This is a genomic window from Variovorax sp. 10N420, from assembly GCF_056394705.1.
This window is the reverse complement of record NZ_JBFTIJ010000002.1, coordinates 476,309-498,711: the sequence shown is the minus strand read 5'-3', so window position 1 is coordinate 498,711 and position 22,403 is coordinate 476,309. Positions and strand designations below refer to the sequence as shown.

The 22,403-nt window shown below is 64.8% G+C and carries 19 protein-coding genes; 13 read left to right on the top strand and 6 right to left on the bottom strand.

Going from position 1 to position 22,403, the window contains the following annotated elements; all coding sequences use genetic code 11:
- Positions 1 to 65: 65 nt before the first annotated feature.
- Positions 66 to 2,303, bottom strand: coding sequence for an NADP-dependent isocitrate dehydrogenase (locus tag AC1DEK_RS06775; protein ID WP_478124446.1), 2,238 nt, complete (start codon positions 2,301 to 2,303; stop codon positions 66 to 68).
- A 207-nt stretch (positions 2,304 to 2,510) separates the two neighbouring features.
- Here AC1DEK_RS06775 and AC1DEK_RS06770 point away from each other — a divergent pair, with 207 nt between their 5' ends.
- The 7 genes from AC1DEK_RS06770 (at position 2,511) to AC1DEK_RS06740 (ending at position 10,720) form a co-directional block, all read left to right on the top strand.
- On the top strand, positions 2,511 to 3,704 hold the full coding sequence (locus tag AC1DEK_RS06770) for an MFS transporter (RefSeq protein WP_478124445.1): 1,194 nt from the start codon (positions 2,511 to 2,513) through the stop codon (positions 3,702 to 3,704).
- Between the two features lie 114 nt (positions 3,705 to 3,818).
- A complete protein-coding gene (locus AC1DEK_RS06765; protein WP_478124444.1) occupies positions 3,819 to 4,853 on the top strand; it encodes a LacI family DNA-binding transcriptional regulator in 1,035 nt (344 codons plus the stop codon).
- 36 nt (positions 4,854 to 4,889) lie between these two features.
- Complete coding sequence (locus AC1DEK_RS06760; RefSeq protein WP_478124443.1) at positions 4,890 to 6,491, top strand: FAD-dependent oxidoreductase; 1,602 nt, start codon at positions 4,890 to 4,892, stop codon at positions 6,489 to 6,491.
- A gap of 35 nt (positions 6,492 to 6,526) precedes the next feature.
- Complete coding sequence (locus AC1DEK_RS06755; protein WP_478124442.1) at positions 6,527 to 7,795, top strand: ABC transporter substrate-binding protein; 1,269 nt, start codon at positions 6,527 to 6,529, stop codon at positions 7,793 to 7,795.
- A 13-nt stretch (positions 7,796 to 7,808) separates the two neighbouring features.
- The gene (locus tag AC1DEK_RS06750) at positions 7,809 to 8,741 is read left to right on the top strand and encodes a carbohydrate ABC transporter permease (RefSeq protein WP_478124441.1); all 933 of its coding nucleotides are present in this window, start codon (positions 7,809 to 7,811) and stop codon (positions 8,739 to 8,741) included.
- Complete coding sequence (locus AC1DEK_RS06745) at positions 8,731 to 9,582, top strand: carbohydrate ABC transporter permease (protein WP_478124440.1); 852 nt, start codon at positions 8,731 to 8,733, stop codon at positions 9,580 to 9,582. The genes AC1DEK_RS06750 and AC1DEK_RS06745 overlap by 11 nt, the downstream gene beginning before the upstream one ends.
- 22 nt (positions 9,583 to 9,604) lie before the next feature.
- Positions 9,605 to 10,720: an ABC transporter ATP-binding protein gene (locus AC1DEK_RS06740; RefSeq protein WP_478124439.1), complete on the top strand. Its 1,116-nt coding sequence runs from the start codon at positions 9,605 to 9,607 to the stop codon at positions 10,718 to 10,720.
- Positions 10,721 to 10,730: 10 nt separating this feature from the next.
- On the opposite strand, the gene AC1DEK_RS06735 is transcribed toward AC1DEK_RS06740, so the two are convergent.
- From AC1DEK_RS06735 to AC1DEK_RS06725, 3 genes are all read right to left on the bottom strand, one after another.
- Positions 10,731 to 11,279, bottom strand: coding sequence for a hypothetical protein (locus AC1DEK_RS06735; RefSeq protein WP_478124438.1), 549 nt, complete (start codon positions 11,277 to 11,279; stop codon positions 10,731 to 10,733).
- Positions 11,276 to 11,899: a hypothetical protein gene (locus AC1DEK_RS06730; RefSeq protein ID WP_478124437.1), complete on the bottom strand. Its 624-nt coding sequence runs from the start codon at positions 11,897 to 11,899 to the stop codon at positions 11,276 to 11,278. The genes AC1DEK_RS06735 and AC1DEK_RS06730 overlap by 4 nt, the downstream gene beginning before the upstream one ends.
- A gap of 163 nt (positions 11,900 to 12,062) precedes the next feature.
- Positions 12,063 to 13,619, bottom strand: coding sequence for a long-chain-fatty-acid--CoA ligase (locus AC1DEK_RS06725; RefSeq protein WP_478124436.1), 1,557 nt, complete (start codon positions 13,617 to 13,619; stop codon positions 12,063 to 12,065).
- A gap of 98 nt (positions 13,620 to 13,717) precedes the next feature.
- On the opposite strand from AC1DEK_RS06725, the gene AC1DEK_RS06720 reads away from it, so the two are divergent.
- Entirely contained in the window at positions 13,718 to 15,451 is a 1,734-nt protein-coding gene (locus AC1DEK_RS06720; protein ID WP_478124435.1) for an OPT/YSL family transporter, read from the top strand.
- Between the two features lie 48 nt (positions 15,452 to 15,499).
- On the opposite strand, the gene AC1DEK_RS06715 is transcribed toward AC1DEK_RS06720, so the two are convergent.
- On the bottom strand, positions 15,500 to 16,432 hold the full coding sequence (locus AC1DEK_RS06715) for a hypothetical protein (RefSeq protein ID WP_478124434.1): 933 nt from the start codon (positions 16,430 to 16,432) through the stop codon (positions 15,500 to 15,502).
- Positions 16,433 to 16,684: 252 nt separating this feature from the next.
- On the opposite strand from AC1DEK_RS06715, the gene AC1DEK_RS06710 reads away from it, so the two are divergent.
- The 3 genes from AC1DEK_RS06710 to ligD are packed head-to-tail and all read left to right on the top strand — an operon-like array spanning position 16,685 to position 20,153.
- Complete coding sequence (locus AC1DEK_RS06710; RefSeq protein WP_478124433.1) at positions 16,685 to 17,314, top strand: uracil-DNA glycosylase family protein; 630 nt, start codon at positions 16,685 to 16,687, stop codon at positions 17,312 to 17,314.
- Positions 17,315 to 17,363: 49 nt separating this feature from the next.
- Entirely contained in the window at positions 17,364 to 17,588 is a 225-nt protein-coding gene (locus AC1DEK_RS06705) for a hypothetical protein (RefSeq protein WP_478124432.1), read from the top strand.
- A 27-nt stretch (positions 17,589 to 17,615) separates the two neighbouring features.
- The gene (ligD, locus tag AC1DEK_RS06700) at positions 17,616 to 20,153 is read left to right on the top strand and encodes a DNA ligase D (RefSeq protein ID WP_478124431.1); all 2,538 of its coding nucleotides are present in this window, start codon (positions 17,616 to 17,618) and stop codon (positions 20,151 to 20,153) included.
- A 28-nt stretch (positions 20,154 to 20,181) separates the two neighbouring features.
- On the opposite strand, the gene AC1DEK_RS06695 is transcribed toward ligD, so the two are convergent.
- Positions 20,182 to 20,508 carry a Rieske (2Fe-2S) protein gene (locus AC1DEK_RS06695; protein ID WP_478124430.1) on the bottom strand — a complete coding sequence of 109 codons (327 nt, stop codon included), beginning with the start codon at positions 20,506 to 20,508 and terminating at the stop codon, positions 20,182 to 20,184.
- A gap of 430 nt (positions 20,509 to 20,938) precedes the next feature.
- Here AC1DEK_RS06695 and AC1DEK_RS06690 point away from each other — a divergent pair, with 430 nt between their 5' ends.
- Positions 20,939 to 21,448: a ferritin-like domain-containing protein gene (locus AC1DEK_RS06690; protein WP_478124429.1), complete on the top strand. Its 510-nt coding sequence runs from the start codon at positions 20,939 to 20,941 to the stop codon at positions 21,446 to 21,448.
- An 18-nt stretch (positions 21,449 to 21,466) separates the two neighbouring features.
- Positions 21,467 to 22,372 (top strand): MBL fold metallo-hydrolase, encoded by a 906-nt coding sequence (locus tag AC1DEK_RS06685; protein ID WP_478124701.1) that lies wholly within the window; start codon positions 21,467 to 21,469, stop codon positions 22,370 to 22,372.
- Positions 22,373 to 22,403 lie beyond the last annotated feature (31 nt).

The window sequence follows — 22,403 nt, the reverse complement described above, 5'->3', positions numbered from 1 at the left end:
ACCGGCTCGATCGGAGGCCGTCGGAAGGCCGTTGAAAGCGGCGCTTCCGAAGGAGGCTTCCGCGGTCAGGCGCTCGCGGCGGCGAGCGTCGAGTTCAACGTTGCGCTGGGGCGCATCACGGCATCGGTCTTCGCCGGGTCCGGCAGGTAGTAGCCGCCGATCTCGGCCGGCTTGCCCTGCACGGCAGCGAGTTCGTCGACGATCTTCTTCTCGTTGGCGGCCAACGCGTCTGCGAGCGGCTTGAAGTGCGCGGCCAGTTCCTTGTCGTCGGACTGTTCGGCCAAAGCCTGCGCCCAGTAGAGCGCGAGATAGAAATGACTGCCGCGGTTGTCGAGCTGACCGGTCTTGGGCGACGGACCCTTGTTGTTGTCCAGCAGCTTGCCGGTGGCGGCGTCGAGCGTCTTCGCCAGGACCTTGGCCTTGGCGTTGTTGTTCTTGATGCCCAGGTCTTCCAGGCTCACGGCCAACGCCAGGTACTCACCCAGCGAATCCCAGCGCAAGTGGTTCTCTTCCACCAGTTGCTGTACGTGCTTGGGCGCCGAGCCGCCGGCGCCCGTTTCGTACATGCCGCCGCCGGCCATCAGCGGCACGATCGACAGCATCTTGGCCGACGTGCCGAGTTCCATGATGGGGAACAGGTCGGTGAGGTAGTCGCGCAGGATGTTGCCGGTCGCGCTGATGGTGTCCAGCCCGCGAACGACACGCTCCAGTGTGTAGCGCATGGCACGCACCTGGCTCATGATCTGGATGTCGAGCCCCGTCGTGTCGTGCTCGTGCAGGTACATCTTGACCTTGGTGATCAGCTGCGCTTCATGCGGACGATAGGCGTCCAGCCAGAACACCACCGGCATGCCAGAGTTGCGCGCGCGCGTGACGGCCAGCTTGACCCAGTCGCGGATGGCGGCGTCCTTGACCTGGCACATGCGCCAGATGTCGCCGGCTTCCACGTTCTGGCTGAGCAGCACTTCGCCGGTGTTGAGGTCGGTGATGTTGGCCACGCCGTCCTCGGTGATCTCGAAGGTCTTGTCGTGCGAGCCGTATTCCTCGGCCTGCTGGGCCATGAGGCCGACGTTGGGCACCGTGCCCATGGTCTTCGGGTCGAACGCGCCGTGCCATTTGCAGAAGTTGATCATCTCCTGGTAGATGCGGGCGAAGGTGCTTTCAGGCATGACGGCCTTCACGTCCTTCAGGCGACCGTCGGCGCCGTACATCTTGCCGCCGTTGCGGATCATCGCGGGCATCGAGGCGTCCACGATGATGTCGTTGGGCGAATGGAAGTTGGTGATGCCCTTGGCGGAGTCCACCATGGCCAACTCGGGGCGGTGCTCATGGCACGCATGCAGGTCGCGCCGGATCTCGTCCTGCGTGCTCTGTGGCAGCGCGGCGATCTTGTTGTAGAGATCGACCATGCCGTTGTTGACGTTCACGCCCAGTTCTTCGAAGAGCTTGGCGTGCTTCTCGAAAGCCTCGCGGTAGAAGATCTTGACGCAATGGCCGAACACGATCGGGTGCGACACCTTCATCATGGTCGCCTTCACGTGCAGCGAGAACATCACGCCGGTGTTGTGGGCGTCCTGGATCTGCTGCTCATAGAAGTCGACCAGCGCCTTCTTGCTCATGAACATCGAGTCGACCACCTCGCGCTCCAGCAGCGAGACCTTCGGCTTGAGCACGATCGCCTTGCCGCTCTTGGTGATCAGTTCCATCTTCACGTCGCGGGCCTTGTCGAGGGTCATCGACTTTTCGCCGTGATAGAAGTCGCCGTGATGCATGTGCGACACGTGCGAGCGCGACGCCTGGCTCCACTCGGCCATGCTGTGCGGATGCTTGCGTGCGAATTCCTTCACTGCCCTGGGCGCGCGGCGGTCGGAATTGCCTTCGCGAAGGACCGGGTTCACCGCGCTGCCGATGCACTTGTTGTAGCGGGCGCGGATGTCCTTTTCCTCGTCCGTCTTCGGGTTCTCGGGGTAATCCGGAATCTTGTAGCCCTTGTCCTGCAGTTCCTTGATGGCGGCTTTCAGCTGGGCCACGGACGCGCTGATGTTGGGCAGCTTGACGATGTTGGCTTCAGGGCGAAGCGTCAGCTTGCCGAGTTCAGCCAGGTTGTCCGGCACGCGCTGCGCTTCGGTCAACAGCTCTGAAAACTGCCCCAGGATGCGGCTGGCCACCGAGATGTCGCTGGTGGTGACGTCGATGCCGGCCGGCGCGGCGAAGGTCTTGATGATGGGCAGCAGCGAAGCGGTTGCCAGGCGAGGCGCCTCGTCGGTGAGGGTGTAGATGATCTGGGATTTTCCGGCAGTCATGGCAGGCTTTGGATAGGTTGAACAAGGGCGCAGCGGCACTCGCCAGCAGGGCAAATGGTTTGCGAACTGACGCGAACTTTAGCAAGTTGAAGCAGGGTTTATCCGGCGAGGCGCATTATCGGCGCCCGTACCAGAAAAGCCCGGCGAGGCGGCCGGTGCCGGCGTCCTGCCCAGGGGAAACATAAACGACAAACGACGGGTCGACCAATGAAGCGTCACACCTGGAGCCGACACCCGGTCGCGACCATCGTCATCGCGCAACTGTTCGGCACCTCGCTCTGGTTCAGCCCCAACAGCGCGGCGGACGACCTGGTGCGCGTCTGGTCGCTTTCTCCGGCGCAACTGGGGCAGCTCACGAGTGCGGTGCAGATCGGGTTCATCCTCGGAACGCTGCTCCTCGCCATATCGGGTCTGGCGGATCGCTTTTCCGCGAGCCGGATATTCGCGGTGTCGTGCGTGGCGGGCGCTGCATTCAACGCGGCTTTTGCGCTCGCGCCCGTCGACCTGCACCAAGCGCTCGTGCTGCGATTGATCGTCGGCGTGTGCCTGGCCGGGATCTACCCGCTGGGCATGAAGATGGTCATCTCGTGGAGCGAAGGCAGCACCGGTGCATCGCTGGGGCTGCTGGTGGCGATGCTGACGCTCGGAACCGCCCTGCCCCACGCCATACGTGCGGCGGGCGGCGACCTGTCGTGGCAGGGCGTCATCCTGACGTCATCCGTGCTGGCGCTGCTCGCGGCTGCCGCGGTGTTCTCGCTGGGCGATGGGCCCTACTTGAAGCGACAACCCGGAAGAAGCGCGCGCTGGGGCGAAGCACTCACCATGTTCAGGAACCCCGCATTCAGGGCGGGTGCGCTCGGCTACTTCGGTCACATGTGGGAGCTCTATGCCTTCTGGACCGTGGTGCCGTTCCTGGTCGCCCATGCGGTGCGGCAGTCAGGAATCGCCGCAGCGATCCAGCCGCGCTGGATCTCGTCACTGTCCTTCTTCGTGATCGCTGTCGGTGCAGTCGGCTGCGTGCTCGGCGGCTCCATGAGCAAGCGATTCGGCAGCCCCAGGGTCGCCGCCGCAGCCCTGGCAGCGTCGGGGACGATGTGTCTTGTCTATCCCTGGGTGAGCACCGCGGGACTCGGCCTGTGCATGGCGGCGCTGGTGCTCTGGGGCGTCGCGGTCATTGCGGACTCCGCGCAGTTCTCGGCCATCGCGGCCAAGGCCTGCCCGCCCACCGCCGTCGGCAGTGCACTGGCAATCCAGAACAGCCTGGGCTTCTTCGTGACAGTGTTGTCGATCACCTGGGTCACTTCGAGCGTGGACCGGATGGGAACCTCGATCGCCTGGCTTTTGCTGCCCGGACCTCTGTTGGGTTTGCTGTTTTTGCGGCCGCTGCTTTTGCGTCCCTAAAGCAGATAAAGCAGATAAAGCAGGGAAATCCCTGCCCTCTTTCCACCGCGAAGTTGCGGATTCTTTGCTGATAATACGCATTACTAAATTGCTAATGCGCATCAGCAGCCACAAATGCCCGCCGCCCGCCGCGTCACCCAGCTCGACATCGCCAAGCTCGCGGGCGTGAGTCAGGCGACCGTGTCCCTGGTGCTCAACGGGGCTGAAAACGCGCTCGCCCGCATCCCGGCTGAAACGCGCGAGCGGGTCCAGAAGATCATTCGTGACACCGGCTATGTGCCCGATCCGATTGCGCGCCGGATGGCGAAGGGCTCGAACCGCATCCTCGGCGTGTTCACCTACGAACCCGCTTTTCCGAACGCGCACGCCGACTTCTTCCTGCCCTTTCTCTTCGGAATCGAGGAGGAAGCGCAGGCGCGGGGCTACGACCTTCTGCTTTTGACCGGCGCCAGCAGTGACGCACAGCGAAAGATATTTGCCGAGGAAAGCCGGCTGCGCATCGCCGATGGCTGCATCGTGCTGGGCAAGACCTTCGACCGGACGGAACTCGCGCGGCTGGTGGCCGGCGACTTTCCCTTCGTTGCGATCGGCCGGCGCGAGGATGCCGGCGGGCGAGTGCCTTTCGTGGGCGGCGATTATGCCGCGGCCACGGGCGCTCTCGTGCGGCAGGCCCACGACCTCGGGCATCGCCGCCTGGCCTATCTGGGGTCCATCGGTCCGGCGGAGTCGCAGTTCGATCGCTGGACAGGCTTCTCCGCGGCCCTCGGCGCCGACATGGAACTGGTCCTGCAAATGCCGGACACGCCAGCCGACGACGTTGAACTGCTCGACGCCCTGCTCGGCAGCGGCGCGACGGTCGCTTTCTGCGTCGAGCTTGCCGACGCCGTTCGAATGGAGCGCGCGGCCAAGGCGCGCGGCCTGGGGCTGCCGGAAGACTTGTCTGTCGTTGCCCTGGGCTCTCACGTTCGCACCGAAGGCAGCGGCACGCGCTTCGCATCGTTCGTGGTTCCGCGTGAAGAGATGGGCCGCCAGGCGACAGCGATGCTGGTCCGTCGCGTCGAAGGCGGCATGTCGCAACCAGTGCAACAAGTGCTGCTGCCTTGCGAGCCGATCCGCGGCGAAACCCTCGGGCCTGCCAAGGCTCACTGACACCTCAACCGACTGAAACGACACAGCATGCGAGAAATGAAGACAGACATCCTGGTGGTAGGCGGCGGCCTCGGCGGCGTGGCCGCTGCGCTGGGCGCGCTGGAGGCCGGCCGTTCGGTGGTGATGAGCGAGGAGTACGACTGGATCGGCGGACAGCTCACCAGCCAGGCGGTGCCGCCGGACGAGCACAGCTGGGTCGAGCAGTTCGGCGTCACCCGCCGTTATCGCGCGCTGCGCAATGGCATCCGGCGCTATTACCGCGATCACTATCCGCTCACCGCGGCCAGCCGCGCATGGGACGAACTCAACCCCGGCGCCGGCTGGGTCAGCCGCCTCTGCGCCGAACCGCGCGTCGGGCTCGCGGTAATCGAAGCCATGCTGGCGCCTCATCGCGGCGCAGGCCGCCTGACAGTGCTGCAACCGTACCGCCCGGTGGCGGCCGACACCGACGGCGACAAAGTGCGTTCGGTCACGCTGCGCCATCGCGACACGCAGGAAGAGATCACGGTCGCGGCCGCGTTCGTCATCGACGCCACCGAGCTGGGCGACGTGCTGCCCCTGACTGGCTGCGAATACGCGATCGGCTTCGAAAGCCAGGCCGACACCGGCGAGCCGAGCGCCCCGCCGACCGCACAGCCGGACAACGTGCAGGCCGTTTCGATCTGCTTTGCGATCGACCACGTCGACGGCGACCACACCATCGACAAACCCCGCAACTACGACTTCTGGCGCGAATATCAACCGCACTTCTGGGGCGGCCCGCTGCTCGGCTTCAAGGCGCCGAACCCGCGCACGTTGGAGATCGCCGAGCGATCGTTCACGCCCAATCCGGATGACGATCCGTTGCTCGTCGATGCAGACCAACGCAAGAGCGGAGGCGACCAGAACCTGTGGACCTTCAGGCGCATCGCGGCGCGGCGCAACTTCAGGCCGGGCGCTTATGCGTCCGACATCTGCCTCGTGAACTGGCCCATGATCGACTACATGGAGGGGTCGATCCTCGATGTCTCCGAAGATGAGAAGGCGCGCCATCTGCAGTCCGCGGCGGAGTTGTCGCACTCGGTCTTCTACTGGCTGCAGACCGAAGCACCACGCGCCGATGGCGGAACGGGTTTTCCGGGGCTGCGCCTGCGCGGCGACGTCACGGGCACGACGCACGGCCTGGCCATGGCGCCCTATGTGCGAGAGAGCCGGCGCATCATCGGCATGACACGCATCGTCGAGCAGCATCTGTCGCATGCCGTGCGCGGCGACCAGGGCGCAGTGCACTACCGCGACAGCGTGGGCGTCGGCATGTACCGCATCGACCTGCACCCCTCGACGGGCGGCGACAACTACATCGACGTGCCGTCCTGCCCCTTCGAAATCCCGCTGGGCGCCTTGCTGCCGCGCCGCATGACGAACCTGCTGGCCGGCGGCAAGAACATCGCCACGACGCACATCACCAACGGCTGCTACCGGCTGCACCCGGTCGAATGGAACGTAGGCGAAGTGGCCGGCATGCTGGCGGCGCATTGCCTCGAAGGCAAGGTGACGCCGCACCAGGTGCAGGCGGACGACACGCGGCTCGCGAGCTTCCAGGCGCTGCTGGCCCGCGCGGGCGTGGAGACGCGCTGGCCCGACGTGCGCGCCTACTGAGCCCGCTCACCGAGAAGACACCGAGGAGACCACCCATGTTTCAAAGCAAGAAGTCCGTCACCCTGCGCGCCATTGCCGGCGGCCTGGCCCTGTCGCTCGCGCTCGCGGCCGGCGCATCGGCAGAGACTAGGCTTCGCATGACCATCTGGAGCGCCAACGAAGCCCACTTGAAGCTCTTCAACGGCATTGCCGATGGCTTCAAGAAGGAGCATCCCGACGTCACTGTCACCTTCGAGTCGCTGCCTTTCGAGAACTACACCACGGCGCTCACCACGCAGATCGCCGGCGGCAACGCGCCGGACATGGCGTGGATCTTCGAGACCAGCGCCTATGACTTCGTCAACTCGGGCGCGCTCGTGCCGCTCAGCAAGCCGCTCGCCGCCACCCCGGGCTACAACCTGGGCGAGATCAGCCCTTCCGCCACAGAGCGCTGGTCGAAGGACGGCGTGCTCTACGCCTATCCCTTCTCGACCTCGCCTTTTGCGGTGTTCGTCAACAACGACCTCATCCGCAAGGCCGGCGCCAAGACCCCGGCGGAACTGATCGCCGCCGGCGAATGGACCTGGCCCAATGCCATCGCAACCGCTCAGGCCGTGGCGCAAGGCGGCAAGGGCGGCCTCGTGGTGCGCGACTTCAACTACCAGGCCTGGCAATACCTGTCGTCGGTATGGAACGCATGGGGCGCCGCGCCCTGGAGTGCCGACGGCAAGCGTTGCACCTTCGCAGACAGGCCGATGGTCGATGCGCTTGGCTTCATCCACGAGGCGATCTTCGTGAAGAAGGCAATCCCCGGGCCGGGGCAGAACGTCGACTTCTTCGCCGGCGACGCCGCAATGACGATCACGCAGATCAGCCGTGCCTCGCTGCTTCCCAAGGACAAGCGCTTCGACTGGGATCTCGTGCCGCTGCCCAAGGGTCCGGCCGGCGATTACGCGATCGTCGGACAGGCAGGCATCGGCGTGCTGAAGGCAGGCAAGGACGCGGCGATGGCGACCGCTTTCGTCGGCTACATGACCAATCCGGAGAACTCGGCCAAGCTCGCGCAGTTCTTCCCTTCGGCGCGCAAGTCCTTGCTCAATGCCGAAGTGCTCGGCAAGACGAATGCCCTGCTCTCGCCGGTGCAGCTCGACAAGGTCGTCGTCTCGGGCATCTCCACCGGCAAGGTCATGCCGGCACACACGGACTTCGCGCGCCTGCAGCAGATGGTGCGCTCCGGTCTCGATGCCGTGTGGCAGCCGAAGGCCGACATCCCTGCGACGACGCGCTCGATCTGCGCGCAGATCGGCCCGCTGCTCGCGCAATAAGGCCTGAGGCGCCATGGCACGCGTACTCGATCGCACGCCCGAGCCGCTCCCGGCGCCGCGGCCGTTCTGGACCATTGCGCGGCGCGACAGCGTGGCGGGCTTGCTGTTCGCCGCACCACAACTGGCGGGGACGCTCGTCTTCGTGCTCGTGCCGCTGCTGCTGGTGTTCTGGTATTCGCTGCACGAATGGAACGTGCTGGCCAACACCTTCAACTACACAGGCACCGCCAACTACCAGCAGTTGCTGAACGACCCTCTGCTGCCTTCTGTGCTGATCGCTTCCGCCTTGTTCTCGGGCGGACTGGTGATCCTGAACATGTCGCTGGCGCTCTTGCTGGCGGTGTTGCTGAACCAGAAGCTTCCCGGCATCACGGTGTTTCGCACGCTGTTCTTTTCCCCGGTGGTGGTTTCGCTGGTTGCCTGGACCATCGTCTGGGGTTTTCTGTTGCAGAACAACGGCGGCATCAACGGCGTACTCGCGCTGATGGGCATCGAAGGACCGAACTGGCTGCGCACGCCCACCACGGCGATGCTTTCGGTGATCGTGGTGCAGGTGTTCAAGAATGTCGGGCTCAATATGGTGCTGTTTCTTGCGGCTTTGCAAGGCGTCCCGCGCGAACTCTACGAGGCTGCGCGCATCGACGGAGCGCCGCGCTTCAAGCAGTTTCGCCGCATCACGCTGCCGCTCATCAGTCCGACGATCTTGCTGACGTCCATCATCACAATCGTCGGTTCGCTGCAGGTGTTCGCGCAGATCGCGGTGCTGACGCAAGGCGGCCCCGGAGTGTCGACCACCGTGCTGGTCTACTACCTGTACCAGCAGACTTTTCAGTTCCATCGGTTCGGCTATGGATCGACGCTGGCGATCGTGCTGTTCGCGATCGTCGCACTGCTGACGCTCGCGCAATGGCAAATGCGCAAGAAGTTCGTCTTCCATGAACAGTGAAATCAACCAGACCTCCGGACGCATGAAAGTCGTGCTGTACGGCTTGCTGTGCGTGCTGCTGATTCCGTTCGTGTTCCCGACCTGGTGGATGGTGACTTCGTCCCTCAAGCCGATCAGCGACATCTTCGTTTTTCCGCCGCAGTTTTTTCCGTCGCATCCCGACTGGAGCACTTACAAGCAGGTGTTCACGGTGCAGCCCTTCGCGCAGCAGTACTGGAACTCGGCATGGATTGCCGCAGTGGTCACGGCTGCCACGCTCGCGATCTCATCGATGGCCGGATATGCGTTCGCGCGCATTCGCTTTCCTGGCGCCAATGCGTTGTTCATCGTGGTGCTGACGGGCTTGCTGATCCCCTCCGAAGTCACCATCGTGCCGCTGTTCCAAATGTTTCTGAAGCTGGGCTGGGTCAACACGCATTGGCCGCTGGTGCTGATTCCGGTCTTCGGCGCACCGAGCGTTTTTGCGACATTCGTGATGCGCCAGTTCTTCATCGCACTGCCGCCCGAGTTGGAAGAAGCCGCGCGCGTGGACGGTCTCGGCCGCTTCAGGATTTTCCGCACCATCGCACTTCCGCTGGCGCGTCCGGCGCTGGCGTCGGTGGCGATCTTCACCTTTCTGCACAGCTGGAACCTCTACCTTGAGCCGATCGTCTTCCTGTCGACGCCATCGAAGTTCACGCTTCCGCAGGCGCTCACGCAATACACCGACGCCTATGGAGGGCCGATGTGGAACATCCAGCTTGCCGCGGCCACGCTCACGGCGCTGCCGGTGCTGATCGTCTTCGTGCTCGCCCAAAAGCAGTTCGTCGAAGGCCTGGCGCATACGGGACTCAAAGGCTGAGCCTCTTCACTCAAATCCATTCATGGCAGAAGTCCTTCTCTCCCGAATCCAGAAACGCTTTGGCGGCGTGCAGGTCATCCATGGGCTCGACCTGCATATTCATGACGGCGAATTCGTCGCGCTCGTCGGGCCTTCGGGCTGCGGCAAGTCGACCTTGCTGCGAATGATCGCCGGACTGGAGGCGGTCACGCAGGGGCGCATCCACATCGGCGGACGCGACGTGACGGACCTCGATCCGAAGGACCGCGACATCGCGATGGTGTTCCAGAACTACGCGCTCTATCCGCACATGACGGTGGCGGCGAACATGGGCTTCTCGCTGGAGCATCGCGGCAGTGCTCGCGCCGAGATCGCCCAGCGCGTGCAATGGGCGGCCGACATCCTCGGGCTGGCGCAACTGCTCGATCGCTATCCGCGCCAACTCTCCGGCGGGCAGCGCCAGCGCGTCGCCATGGGGCGCGCCATCGTGCGCAATCCGCAGGTGTTCCTCTTCGACGAGCCGCTGTCCAACCTCGATGCCAAGCTGCGCATCGTGATGCGAGGCGAGATCAAGGGCCTGCACCAGCGGCTCAAGACCACCACCGTGTATGTCACGCACGACCAGGTCGAAGCCATGACCATGGCCGACCGCATCGTGGTGCTCAACGCAGGCCGTGTCGAGCAGGTCGGATCGCCGCTCGAACTCTTCGACCGGCCTGCCAATCAGTTCGTCGCGGGCTTCATCGGCTCGCCCGCGATGAACTTCATCCGAGGCCGCTGCACGCCGAAAGGATTCGAAGCGGCAGGCGTCTCTTTGCCGCTGTCGCAGACGGCTTCTCTCATCCATGCGGGACGCGACGTCTTTTGCGGGATCAGGCCCGAGCACTTCGAGATCTGTACGCCGGCTGAAGGTGCGGCAAGTCAGGTCCTGGTGGTCGAACCGCTCGGGTCCGACACGCAACTCAGCGTCCGCATGGGCGATACCCAGGTGATTGCACTCTTCCACGAGCGCCTGTCCGTCGCGCCCGGCGACACCGTCCATCTGCGCCCGAAGCCGGGCGGAGTGCATCTGTTCGATTCCGCAAGCGGCGCGCGCATCGACATCGATGCCGATATCGAAGGCGGCACCGCCACCGGCGTGCCGTTTCTCTCGACCTGAGCGCCTGGAGCTAAAGCGACAGCAATCGGTGCAGGAAGGAGCGATAGCGCCGCAGGGCCACTCGCAAGTCTTCCGTCGATGTCGAATCCGCTTGCGCAACCTGCGCTTCGACGCGACCGCGCTCTCCGCCGAAGGTCTCCGTGAGGCTTTGCAGCACTTGCTTCACCAACTCGTCGGCGTTGCGCACCGCCTGCCGCGGGTCATCGACAAAGCCGATCTGCACTGCGTCCCAGCCGTGGCGGAATTGCTTCGCCAGGTCTGGCGGAAAGAGCGGTTCCAGTTCTTCGCGCTCGCTCTCCGATGTACCGCCAGTACCGTGCGCATGCCCAGCGTCGGCGCCCTGCCGCTCCACGGCTCGGTTCGCGGGGGCATGGGCGTCCATTCCAACTCCACCGCCGGAAATCGGCTGCTCGGCTCTGGCGTCGGCCGTGGCGCGCGCCACGGGCGGGGCGTCTTCATGTCCGCCGCTTCGCTCGTCGGGACGGTGTTCGCGGTCCGCGACCGTCGCCACTTCCGATTCGGCCTCTGGCGGCCGACGGCGCTTGGAATCGAAAATCATGATCGAACCTCCATCGGCCGGCCCGGCCGCATTGATTGCACGGGTTTGGCGCCCGGCCGCTGTTCACGCACTTCAAGCAATTCGTCGAACAGCGCCCGGTAGTGAACCACCGCCTTGCGCAGTTCTTCCGTCTCCACATCGCCCTGGAGAACGCGGTGCCGGATCTCCTGCGCTGCGCGGTAGTTGTTCACCACGACAGGGTGATCGACGGAAACGTCGGCCGCGCGGTTCTCGAAGTCGGCCAGCGGATAGCCGCGCTTGGCGAGCAGTTCGCGCACCAGTGCATCCGCCTGGTCGACCACACCTCGCGGGTTGTCGACGAACTGGGCTTGCAGCGCGGTCCAGGCTTCGCTGAAGCGTGCGCCGTCCGCCGGGGTGAGTGGAACGATGGTCAGATGTTCGACGCGCTCCTCGCGGCGCCTCAACTCGGCTTCGGCCTCGGCGCGGCTGGCGTGCGTCGCGACCGCATGTTCATACTCGGGACCGAAGCGCTCCCGCAATCGACGAGACTGTCTGCCGCGATAAACGGCATAGGCGATGAGCGCGATCAGCACGACCGCCGCGACGATGGCGATCAGCATCCACGTCTCAGGTGTCATCTTGTCCACGATCTTGTCCATGACATCTCCTGGAGTGATGCGTCGCGCCGCACGCTGCAATCACGGCGACGCGGCGACGGCAGACGAATTCATGCTGCGTCGCGGTCGCGCGGACCCACCGCAGCCCACGAGACTTTCGGGCGTGGGAGACTGCCTACAGGAGTGCCGTCGGTTCGCCCTCGGTCTACACGACCTGGCGGTTGCGCCCCTCCCAGTAGGGCTTGCGAAGATCCTTCTTCAAGACCTTGCCGGTCGGGTTCCGCGGCAACTCCAGGATGACATCGAAGGACTTGGGACACTTGAACGAAGCCAGGCGTTCGCGGCAATAGGCCAACACCTCTTCGGCATCGACGGTGGCGCCTGGCGCGGCAACGACCACCGCCTTGGGGACCTCTCCCCATTGATCGTCCGGAATGCCGATCACCGCAACATCGGCGATCGACGGATGCTCGATCAGCACCCGCTCGATTTCCGCCGGATAGATGTTCTCGCCGCCGCTGATGATCATGTCCTTGATGCGGTCGGTGACATAGATATAGCCATCGGCATCCATGTGGCCTCCATCGCCCGAGCGCAGCCAGCCGTCCTTGGTGATCGCCGCCGCGGTGGCCTCCGGCTTGCCCCAATAGCCGCTCATCACCTGCTCGCTGCGCACCCAGATCTCTCCGGGCTCGCCTGTCGCAACCGCCTCGCCGGTCGCCGGGTCGCAGATCTTTATTTCGACGCCGCGAATCGGCGTACCCGCCGACACCAACCTGTGAGCCACCGCCGGGTCGGCATGGTCCGCTGCGCCGAGGATGGTCACGACGCCGCTTTCCTCGGTCATGCCATAGACCTGCTGCATCACTCCGGGAAACAGCTCAAGCGAAGCGCGCATCACCGGAAGCGGCATCGGAGAGGCACCGTAGGACAGCGTTTTCAATGCGGAGAAGTCGCGTTGCGCCGCACCGGGGACCTTGGTCATCATTGCCAGCAGCGCCGGCACCAGGAAGGTGTGCGTGATCTTCTCGCGCTCCAGCATTTCCAGCACCGCCGCGGGGTCGGGCATGCGCAGCATGAAAATCCGTGCGCCTTGGCTGATCACCGCGAGCGAGTAGCTGGTCCCGCCGACATGAAACAACGGCATTGCGACCTGGACGCGTGCGTCGACATCCATGCCCTGGTCGACTGCCACGTTGTACGAATGCGCGACCATTCCGCGGTGGGTGAGCATCGCGCCCTTGGGAAAGCCCGTGGTGCCCGACGTGTACAGCTGCAGAAAGCAATCGTCCGGCTTTGCAGGATGAATCTCGCCATCGGGCTCATGCGCCGCGAGCCAGGCTTCGTACTCGTCTTCGGGCCCGCCGATGCGGATCACCCGCTCCACGGCGGGCAGCTTGTCGCGCAGGTTTTCGACGGCCCCGGCGAACTCCGGTCCGACGAAAAGCAGCCGGGCGCGCGCGTCGTTGATCACATAGGCGATCTCGGGCGGGGCGAGTCTGAAGTTGACTACGGCATTGGCCGTACCGACCTGGGCGCACGCGAGCGTGAGTTCGAGGCAAGACGGATGGTTGAGATCGAGAACGGCGATCCGGTCGCCGGGTTGGAGCCCCGCCGCCCGCTGCGCTGCAGCATTGCGGCGCACCCGCCGGGCCAGCTCGGCCCAACTCAGGCTTGATTCGCCAAAGGTCAGCGCCACGGCATCGGGCTGCCGGGCTTCCCAGTGGGCAAGGATCTCGGTGAAGGTGGCTGGAACCGTCATGTTGTCTCCTCTTGTTTGGCGTGATTGTGGCGAGGAAAGTCATCTGACGGTGAACTGAATGGCCGATGCGGGGCACGAGTGCGAGATCATCGCCGTCCATGGATTCCCACCAAAGCCAAAGCCCCCGATGGCGCTGGTTGCCCGCCGAGGGCAGTTGGCAATATCACCTGCTCCTGGCGTGCACGGGCATGTTCATCCTGGGGCCATTGGCCGGCGTGACGGCGGCCTACATGAACTTCTCGCTCGGCTTCTTCGTCGGCGGACAAGTGCTGGCAGGGCTGCTCGGCTCTGCCGTCACCGCAGGCTACGGCGCGGCCGGGCGCCACGGCGCCAACTACATCCAGACGGCGGCTTCGTCCGTCGCCAGCATGAGCGGGCTTGGCGTGCTGCTGCAGGCCATGGCGTGGATGGGCATGCCGCAGCCGCCAGCGTGGCAGATGGCGCTCTACCTTGCCTGCGTGGGCATGTTCGGTGTGGGGGTCGGCATGCTCTACACGCCCGTGCTGGTCGACCGCATGCGCCTGGCCTTTCCTTCGGGGCTGGCGGTCGCCAACATCCTTCGGGCATTGACCGATCCCGCACTGCTGCGGCGCTCCGTGGGACAGCTCGGCGGTGGGATAGGCATCGGGTTGTTGTCAGGGCTGGCGTCGACCCGAGTTCCGCTGCTGGGCGCCATCGGCTTGTCTGCTTCGACTTTCGGTGCGGGCCTCGTCGTCGGCGCCCGCATCGGCATCCCCGCCGTGATGGGCGGCCTGATCGGCATTGCGCTGCAACCGTACTTCGTCTCGATCGGATGGCTGCAGACCGGCGATCCGCCGCGCAAGATCATGTTCCTGATTGCCCTGGGAACGATCATGGGCGCCGCGCTGGTCGACATGACGCTCCTCTTCGTGCGGGCCCTTCCGCAAGAACGCTTGAGGGCCACGCAAGATGCATCGCCAGGCAAAGACGATTGGCGGCGCGTCAACAGCGTGCGGCTGATCGCATGGGTGCTCTTCTGGGCCGCCGCCACGCTGGCATGCGGGCATTGGCTGCTGGGGCAGCCCCTCTTCTTTCTCGCGGTGGCCGTCGCGCTGGTCCTCGTGTTTGCCCTGGTGAACGGCATCTCGGTGGGGGTCAGCGACTCCAATCCGATCTCGTCCGCTTTCGTCGTGACGGTCGTCATCCTCGCCGCCATCGGCTTGCGCGATCCTGGCGTGGGCCTGATGGCCGGCGCTGTGTTGCTGGTGGCGACGAGTGTCGCCTGCGACATGCAGCAGGACCGCTCCACGGGCTGGCGGCTCGGCACGCCGCGCGTCGTGCAGTTCCGCTATCAGGTGATGGGCGTCGTCGTGGGTGCCGTGCTGGCGGTGGTCTTCGCGCGGTTGTTCATGGCGGCCTATCCGGTGCTGCTGCAGGACCAGACCGTGCTGAAGGCCGATCAGCAGCCGGCCGAATGGAGTTCGGCCATGACCTACAAGTTCGTCGGCGTGCTGCGCGGCCTGACGGAGGACCTGCCGTTTCAGCGCACTGCCATTGCCGTCGGCATCGCCGCGGGCCTCGTGATCGAGCTGCTGCGCAAGTGGTTGCGTCCACGCAGCTTCGTGCTCGATGCCATTGTGTTGCCGTCGCCCTATGCGCTGTCTTTCGGAGGCTTCGTCAACCTGCCGACTTCGCTGTGGTTCGGCGCTGGAGGTGTCGCAGGAAGCCTCTGGACGGCGCGCACGCCTGCGAAAAGCGACGTGCCGGAAGACATGAGCAGCGCATCGCTGTTCGGCGGCGGGTTGATCGCAGGCGATGCGCTGGCCGCCGTGGCGATCGGCATCGTCAGCCTGCTGGCGGTTCTGCACTAGCCCCGGCAAGCGCGAGAAGCGCTCGACCTTGCTCGACCTCGCTCGACATCACTTCAGGAACCGGAAGGGCGAGTCGCTGGCAATCTGGCCCGGCGGCAGATGCACGAGAGTGAGCGCAGTCCAGCCGATCAGACCTTCAGTCAACTGAAGCAGCCGCAGCCATTGCAGTGGACGCAGAAGCTCATGAAAGCGGTCTTCGAGCGAGATCCGGGAAACGTCGCTCTCTTGGGCCAACGCTTCGCCAAGCTCCTCGGCAAAACCCAGCCTCAGCCGGAGCAGCGCTTCGGGTGCAGAAGCCTGGCGGCCTGAATCCGTCGCAAAGTAGAACTCGACCAGCAACTGCGAGTGCTTGCGGTTCAGCGTGTCCCTTTCAGCGCCGAGTGCCGTCGACAGCGCGGCCGTGAAAGCCGCGAGCGGAATTTCCCGGTGATCGGGCGCAGCGCCCAACGCGTCGAGCAAGGTGCCGACGAGCGCCCAGCTCGGCAAGTCCAACCGCCTCGGCCCGGAATCAACAGGGACGTCCAATGCGGCTACGCGCACTGCCGACGCGAGGTTCGCCGTGAGGTATTCGGCCACGCCCTGGACCGAGGGCCACTGATAAATCTCGTTGCAAAACTCCGTGAGTTCGCCGGAGCGCTCGCGGCCCGTCGCCAGCGCTTCGAGCATGGCGCGAAAGGCCAGTTGCTCGTGCTCGGTCGGCGCGGGTCGCCAGGTCTGCGGCAGGACGTCCTCGGCCTTCGGGGCAAGGTCGTCGAGAACGCCTCGGCGCAGCACCCAAAGCAACCGCCTTCCGCTGGACGGCAGGAAGGTCTCGGGATGAAAAGCGTTCCAGAGATCCACCTGCATGGAAGGAGGCAACTCGGCCATCGCCGCATCGAACGCCGCCTGGCACGATGCAACCAGCCCGATGTATTCAGGAACGGTGAGGCGGCGCTCTCCGCGCAAGAACGCCTGCCCGACCACATCGGCTTCGTTATCCATTGATATCCCGATTTGTGCGAGTGACCAGAGTTTCGCATTACCGGGACCCAAATAGGAACTTTGGTTTTCAAGGATTCGGCGGCAATCACCTGTGCGCGTAACGGATTGCTAATGGCGCCGCAGCAGCCCCAGCACGTCAGCGAGAGCGATGGGCTTGAGAAGGTGATGGTCGATCGAATGGCCGTAGCGCAGCGACTACGATTGTTGCCGTTTTCCTTTTCAGTGGACCGCAACGCACGCTCTGCCCGACTTATGAGGAGCCCCGTTCAAATCGTAGACAGTGGCCGATCCCTCGACTCTCTTCTGGAGTCGGTGCGAGCCTGCCGCGTGTGCGAAGCCCACCTCCCGTTGGGTGCGCGACCCGTGTTGCAAGCGGGAGCAGCCGCGCGGATCCTCATCGTCGGCCAGGCGCCCGGCGCCAAGGTGCACGCGAGTGGCGTGCCGTGGGACGATCGCAGCGGTGAGCGGCTGCGCAGCTGGATGGGCGTCTCGCCCGATGCCTTCTACGACCGGGATCGCGTCGCGATCATTCCCATGGGCTTTTGCTATCCGGGGCGCGCCACGAGCGGCGACTTGCCGCCGCGCCGCGAATGCGCGCCGCTGTGGCTCGATGCCCTGCTCGCCCGAATGCCCCGGATCGAGCTCACGTTGCTGATCGGCCAATACGCGCAGACTCACTTTCTTCGCGACAAGGGCCACGCATCGGTGACTGCCACCACGAAAGAGTGGCGGGCACATGCGCCCGGCGTGATCCCCCTGCCCCACCCGTCGCCGCGCAACGTGGCATGGTTCAAGTCGAATCCCTGGTTCGATGACGAGCTGGTGCCCGTATTGCAAGAAAGAGTGCGCGAGATCATGAGCCGGGGTGCGCACAAAGCCTGATGCATGCCCTGATGCAGGCGCCCTCGAAATCGCGGACACTGCGCGATCCATGACACACAAAGCCGCTCGTCGTGAATACCTCCAGGCGCTGGCGGAGTTCGAGCGTTCGTGCCGGGAGTTTTCAGAGGGGATGCGCCAGGTCCTCGATCCGCCGGTAACGCGCAACGAAAACGTCGAGCCGCTTCTGCAACTGGGGCCGCGCAAGCCCGCCAAGCGCACCCCGCGCACGGATGCCGGCGTCCAGACCGGCTCGCCCGCCAGCGGCAGGCGCTGACGGGCTCCCCGCCCGCTACTTTCGACCATGCCGGCCAAGGATGCGAGAGCGGACCCGCTGGAGCGGTATTGGGCCAAGCGGGATTTCGAGGTCACCTCCGAGCCGCGCGGTAGCCGCGCTCCCGCCAAGCCCAAGGCGCAGAAAAAGCAGAAGGCGCTGTCGTTCGTCATCCAGAAGCACGCGGCGAGCCGGCTGCACTACGACTTCCGCCTCGAGCTGGACGGCGTGCTGCTGTCCTGGGCCGTGCCCAAAGGCCCCAGCTTCGATCCGAACGACAAGCGCATGGCGATCCACGTGGAAGACCATCCGCTTTCGTATGGCTCCTTCGAAGGGACGATTCCCCCCAGGCAGTACGGCGCCGGCACGGTGATCGTTTGGGACAACGGGACTTGGGAGCCCGTCGGCGACCCGCGAGAAGGTCTGGCAAAGGGAAAGCTGGTCTTCCATCTGAACGGCCAGAAGCTCGCGGGCTTGTGGGAACTCGTGAAGATCGCCAAGGGCGGCGAGAAGCAGGAGCCCTGGATCCTCTTCAAGAAGCGCGATGCATTCGCGCGCTCCAGGGAGGAGTACGACGTCGTCACGGCGCTGCCCGACAGCGTCGTTGCCAAGCCGCTGAAGGAACGAAAACCCGCGCGCAAGGAAGAGTCCGACAAGGGAATGCCGGGCGCGACCAAGGCACCGATGCCGGCAAGGATGACGCCGCAGCTCGCCACACTCTCGACCGGCGTGCCAGCCAGCGGCGACTGGGTGTACGAGATCAAGTTCGACGGCTACCGGCTGATGACTCGCATCCGCGACGGCAAGGCAACCCTCGTCACGCGCGGCGGGCACGATTGGTCGGCCAAGATGCCGAGCCTCGTCGGCGAGCTGGAAGGCCTCGGGCTGCAGTCGGCCTGGCTCGACGGCGAGATCGTCGTGTTCGGCGACAAGGGCCTGCCGGACTTCAACGCACTCCAGAGTGCTTTCGAACGCGGGTCAGGCACTGACCAGATCGTCTACTTCCTTTTCGACGTGCCCTACTTCGAGGGCTATGACCTGCGTGAATCGCCTCTCGGCGCGCGCCGGCAATTGCTCGAGGGGCTCTTGAAGGAGCGCGGCAGCGAGCGGGTCCGGTTCAGCGCGGCTTTCGATGCCGATCCTTCGTCGATCCTGACTTCCGCGTGCCGGATGAACCTGGAAGGCGTGATCGCCAAGCGCACCGATGCGCCCTACTTGTCACGCCGCACCGAGACGTGGCTCAAGCTCAAGTGCCAGCTGCGGCAGGAGTTCGTGATCGCAGGCTACACCGACCGCCTCGGATCGCCGTCGCAGGTAGGCAGCCTGCTGCTCGGGGTGCATGCGCCCAACGGCGAGTTGATTTCAGTAGGGAGCGTGGGCACCGGGTGGGATGCCAAGGAAGCCGCGGAACTCAAGAAGAAGCTGTCGAAGATCGAAACGAACAAGCCGCCGTTTTCCGCAGGTGCCGCCAAGCCAGGACGATGGTCGCGGCGCGAGGCGGGCAGTGAACGATGGGTCAAGCCCGATCTCGTCGCCGAAGTGGCCTTCGGGGAATGGACACCCGATGGCCAGATCCGCCATGCGTCGTACGTCGCGCTGCGAGCCGACAAGCAGGCAACAGCCGTCGTGCGTGAGACCGCCAGGCAGATCGGCAATGGGCCGGTGAGGACGGCGGGCAAATCCGCGGTGGGTGGGATCAAGGTCAGCAATGCCAATCGAGTGATCGATCCTTCTTCGGGACTGACGAAACTCGATCTGGTCCGCTATTACGAGTCGATCGCGCCATGGATGCTGCCGCATCTCAAGGGAAGGCCCTGTTCACTGGTGCGTGGACCGTCAGGCATCCACGGAGAACTGTTCTTCCAGAAGCACGACGAGAAGGTCAGCATCCCGGGCATCAAGGAACTCGATCCCTCCCTTTGGCCGGGACATGGCGCCCTGCTGGAGATCGGGTCGGCCCTCGCGCTCGCAAATGCCGCACAGATGAACGTCATTGAATTTCACACGTGGAATTCGACAGCGAAGAACATCGACAAACCCGATCGCATCGTCTTCGATCTCGACCCCGGCGAAGGCACGCCATGGCAGCACGTGCAGGACGCCGCCTCGCTGGTGCGGACGCTCTTGTCTGAACTCGGCCTGGAGGCGTGGCTGAAGACCAGCGGCGGCAAGGGCTTGCACGTCGTCGTGCCGATCGTTCCCCGGCTCGACTACGAGACGGTCAAGGGTTTTTCGCAGAGGGTCGTCGAGCACCTTGCGCGCACCATACCGTCTCGCTTCGTCGCCAAGAGCGGGCCGTCGAACCGGAAGGGAAAGCTGTTCGTCGACTATCTGCGCAATGGGCACGGCGCAACCACCGCGGCTGCGTTTTCCGCGCGTGCGCGTCCGGGGCTGGGCGTATCGATGCCAGTGCCATGGGACGACCTTGCCAAGCTCAAGAGCGGTGCGCAGTGGACGATCGCCACCGCGCGGGAGCACTTGTCTTTCCAGACCGAAGACCCTTGGGCGGGCTATTGGAAGAAGAAGCAGACGCTGAGCGGCGCAATGAAGATGCTCCACCGGGGGTAATCGTCGGTCGCGCCGCTTCCGCGGCAGGTCAGTCCGCAACCGGGTAGATCCGGCATCGCAGCACCATATGCGTGTTGTCCAGCATTCGGGACCACTGTGCCTTCAGGCTCACGGCGTCCTCTCCCAGCAAGGCCGGGGTTCGGCGATGCAGTCGCTGCTCCGCGCTTCGCAGAAAGACGGGGCCGCCTCGCAGTTCGACAGTCAGGGCCCCTTCCTCCAATGACAGCAAGGTGATCTCCGAGAAGCCGGGCATTTGCTGGATCGGCGGGATCTGCAACTGTTGAACGCTGCGCTGGCCACTCGAGTCCGTGGGCCCGGCGGGACTCGGCGACTGCTTCTTCGGACTGGTGCTCATTGCGGGCTGTTCCAAGCAAGTCAAATGCCCATGGGGTCTCTCGCGGGGAGTCAAGGGCAGCGGACTTTCGCCAACCACCCGCTGCAAAGATTGCCGCAAAAACGGCCCGCCGATTTCCCAAAGAAACGAAGCCCCACCAAAGCGAGGGGACGAATGCTTACAGCGGGCATCGCGCGCCGACGACAAGGAGCGAGGGTTCGTTTCCGATCATGGAATGAGCACCAAGGTCACGGAACGCTCTTCGACACGCTGGCGTTGACGGACAGCGAAGAGCGGCAGCCCTTGGCCATGCCCAACCATGGGCCCACCCAGGGCCTCGACGTCAACGAGAGGCCGACACGGATTCGACGACATCATGCCCATTTACACCAACTTCCCAGCCATGCCATCTTCGATGCCTTCTTCGATGCCTTCCTCAAAGCCCTCCTCCATGGCTTCGTCGTCGGCTGCGCAGGGGACAGCCAGCGGCGTCACACCTTCGGCCAGCGATCTCGACGACGTGAGAGAGGTGCTCGAAGACCTGCTCGAGACCACGCGAGACGGCGAGTATGGATTCCGCACCTGCGCGGAAGAAGTCGATGCGCCCGACCTGAAGCAGGTCTTCACCGAACGCGCCGCCGAGTGTGCACGAAGCGCATCGGAGCTGACCCAACTCATCCGCCAATGCGGCGGCACTGCGGACGATACGAGCGGCAGCGTGAGCGGCGCTCTGCATCGCGGATGGGTCCACGTGAAGAGCGCCGTGGGCGCGAACAGTGCCCTGTCGATTCTCGAGGAATGCGAGCGCGGCGAAGATGCAGCCGTGGCCCGCTATCGCAAGGCGATGAAGGCCAACCTGCCGGCGGACGTGCGCACCGTGGTCGAACGCCAGGCGCGGGGTGCGCAGCGCAACCATGATCAGATCAAGGCGCTGCGCGACCAGATGCGCGCCCGGGGCTGATGTCGCGGCGCCGCGATGATTGCCGTCCACCATCTCAACTGCGTTTCCGCTTGCCCGCTCGGTGGCCGGCTCATGGATGGACGCAGTCCTTCCGCATTCCAGCGTGGCACCCTGTGCTGCCATTGCCTTTTGCTGGAAACCGATGACGGGCTCGTGTTGGCCGACACGGGCTATGGCCTGCGCGACGTGCGTGATCCGCGCAGCCGGCTCAGCGGCTTCTTTCTCAAGCTGATGTCGCCGGATTTCCGCGAGGAAATGACCGCCGTGCGCCAGGTGGAGAGCCTCGGCTTCAGCGCGCGCGACGTGCGGCACATCGTGCTGACCCATCTGGACTTCGACCACGCCGGCGGCCTCGACGACTTTCCGGAAGCCAGGATCCACATGCTGCGCACCGAGCGCGACGACGCGCTGCGCCAGCGCTCATGGCTCGACCGGCAGCGCTACAGGCCCCAGCAATGGTCGAGTCGAGACCGCTGGCAGGCGTATGGCCTTGGAGTGGGCGAACCTTGGTTCGGCTTCGACGGCGTGCGCGAGCTGCAAGGCATTGCGCCCGACATCCTCATGGTGCCCCTTCCGGGGCATACGCTGGGCCATGCAGGCATCGCAGTGCGCTCGGGCGCGGGCGCGCGGTGGATCATGCTGGCGGGCGATGCCTACTTTCATCACTGCGAGATGGACCTGGAGCCCTGGTGTACGCCGGGCCTTCGCATGTACCAGACGCTGATGGAGAAGGATCGCCGCGCGCGCTTGGACAACCAGCGGCGGCTGCGCTCGCTCAAGCAGTCGCTTGACGGGGAATTCGAATCCTTTTGCGCACATGACCCGGCCGAGTTCGAAAGGCTGGCCCAGCGCAATGCCGGAGACCCCCTGCAGGCGCCGCACGCACTGCGGCCCGGCCAGGCGGTGCATGCAACAGCGACTTGAGTCAGACCAACGCCATCTCTTCAACAACCCA

Bases quoted from the DNA above. Each gene is read 5' to 3' on its own strand.
- AC1DEK_RS06775 (WP_478124446.1), bottom strand. From the start codon at position 2,303: ATGACTGCCGGAAAATCCCAGATCATCTACACCCTCACCGACGAGGCG.
- AC1DEK_RS06770 (WP_478124445.1), top strand. From the start codon at position 2,511: ATGAAGCGTCACACCTGGAGCCGACACCCGGTCGCGACCATCGTCATC.
- AC1DEK_RS06765 (WP_478124444.1), top strand. From the start codon at position 3,819: ATGCCCGCCGCCCGCCGCGTCACCCAGCTCGACATCGCCAAGCTCGCG.
- AC1DEK_RS06760 (WP_478124443.1), top strand. From the start codon at position 4,890: ATGAAGACAGACATCCTGGTGGTAGGCGGCGGCCTCGGCGGCGTGGCC.
- AC1DEK_RS06755 (WP_478124442.1), top strand. From the start codon at position 6,527: ATGTTTCAAAGCAAGAAGTCCGTCACCCTGCGCGCCATTGCCGGCGGC.
- AC1DEK_RS06750 (WP_478124441.1), top strand. From the start codon at position 7,809: ATGGCACGCGTACTCGATCGCACGCCCGAGCCGCTCCCGGCGCCGCGG.
- AC1DEK_RS06745 (WP_478124440.1), top strand. From the start codon at position 8,731: ATGAACAGTGAAATCAACCAGACCTCCGGACGCATGAAAGTCGTGCTG.
- AC1DEK_RS06740 (WP_478124439.1), top strand. From the start codon at position 9,605: ATGGCAGAAGTCCTTCTCTCCCGAATCCAGAAACGCTTTGGCGGCGTG.
- AC1DEK_RS06735 (WP_478124438.1), bottom strand. From the start codon at position 11,279: ATGATTTTCGATTCCAAGCGCCGTCGGCCGCCAGAGGCCGAATCGGAA.
- AC1DEK_RS06730 (WP_478124437.1), bottom strand. From the start codon at position 11,899: ATGGACAAGATCGTGGACAAGATGACACCTGAGACGTGGATGCTGATC.
- AC1DEK_RS06725 (WP_478124436.1), bottom strand. From the start codon at position 13,619: ATGACGGTTCCAGCCACCTTCACCGAGATCCTTGCCCACTGGGAAGCC.
- AC1DEK_RS06720 (WP_478124435.1), top strand. From the start codon at position 13,718: ATGGATTCCCACCAAAGCCAAAGCCCCCGATGGCGCTGGTTGCCCGCC.
- AC1DEK_RS06715 (WP_478124434.1), bottom strand. From the start codon at position 16,432: ATGGATAACGAAGCCGATGTGGTCGGGCAGGCGTTCTTGCGCGGAGAG.
- AC1DEK_RS06710 (WP_478124433.1), top strand. From the start codon at position 16,685: ATGAGGAGCCCCGTTCAAATCGTAGACAGTGGCCGATCCCTCGACTCT.
- AC1DEK_RS06705 (WP_478124432.1), top strand. From the start codon at position 17,364: ATGACACACAAAGCCGCTCGTCGTGAATACCTCCAGGCGCTGGCGGAG.
- ligD (WP_478124431.1), top strand. From the start codon at position 17,616: ATGCCGGCCAAGGATGCGAGAGCGGACCCGCTGGAGCGGTATTGGGCC.
- AC1DEK_RS06695 (WP_478124430.1), bottom strand. From the start codon at position 20,508: ATGAGCACCAGTCCGAAGAAGCAGTCGCCGAGTCCCGCCGGGCCCACG.
- AC1DEK_RS06690 (WP_478124429.1), top strand. From the start codon at position 20,939: ATGGCTTCGTCGTCGGCTGCGCAGGGGACAGCCAGCGGCGTCACACCT.